The organism is Janthinobacterium sp. GW460-12-1-14-LB5, from assembly GCF_059423585.1.
The window spans coordinates 1-651 of the sequence record NZ_JBWKYD010000074.1 but is presented as its reverse complement, the minus strand read 5'-3'; the positions used below and the strand labels follow the sequence as shown (position 1 = coordinate 651).

Genomic DNA, 651 nt, shown 5'->3' with positions numbered 1-651 from the left:
AGGGGGATTAGCTCAGCTGGGAGAGCACCTGCTTTGCAAGCAGGGGGTCGTCGGTTCGATCCCGTCATCCTCCACCACGTTTTACCGAAAGTGCAAATGTAAGCCAGTCAAATAGACCCGGTTTAGATTTGATCTTTTAGCGATCAAAGCTGTTTCGTTCTTTAACAATCTGGAAGAAGTAAAGATTATTTATTGATCAAGTCTATGCGTGCAGCAATGCATGAGGCGACTTGATGGGTAATGATTGTATGTATCAACAAACAAGCAACAACGTTGTACTTTCTTATCCCTGTAGCGCTCTTTTCGTTTGAAAGAATGAAGAGGCTAACGTTATAGGGACAAGCGAATAAGTGCACATGGTGGATGCCTTGGCGATTACAGGCGATGAAGGACGTAGTAGCTTGCGATAAGCTGCGGGGAGTGAGCAAACACACTTTGATCCGCAGATTTCCGAATGGGGCAACCCACCCTTTTAGGGTATTGCATACTGAATACATAGGTATGCAAGGCGAACGCGGCGAACTGAAACATCTAAGTAGCTGCAGGAAAAGAAATCAACCGAGATTCCCAAAGTAGCGGCGAGCGAAATGGGAAGAGCCTGTACGTGATAGTCGGACCGATAACAGAATCCTCTGGAAATAGGAGCCATAG

The 651-nt window shown here is 46.2% G+C and carries 1 tRNA gene and 1 rRNA gene; both read left to right on the top strand.

Annotation, left to right across the window (positions count from 1 at the left end):
• The first annotated feature begins 1 nt into the window (after position 1).
• A tRNA-Ala gene (locus tag AC07X6_RS28595) sits at positions 2-77 on the top strand.
• 259 nt (positions 78-336) lie between these two features.
• Positions 337-651: ribosomal RNA gene (locus tag AC07X6_RS28590) — 23S ribosomal RNA — on the top strand; the annotation flags it as partial.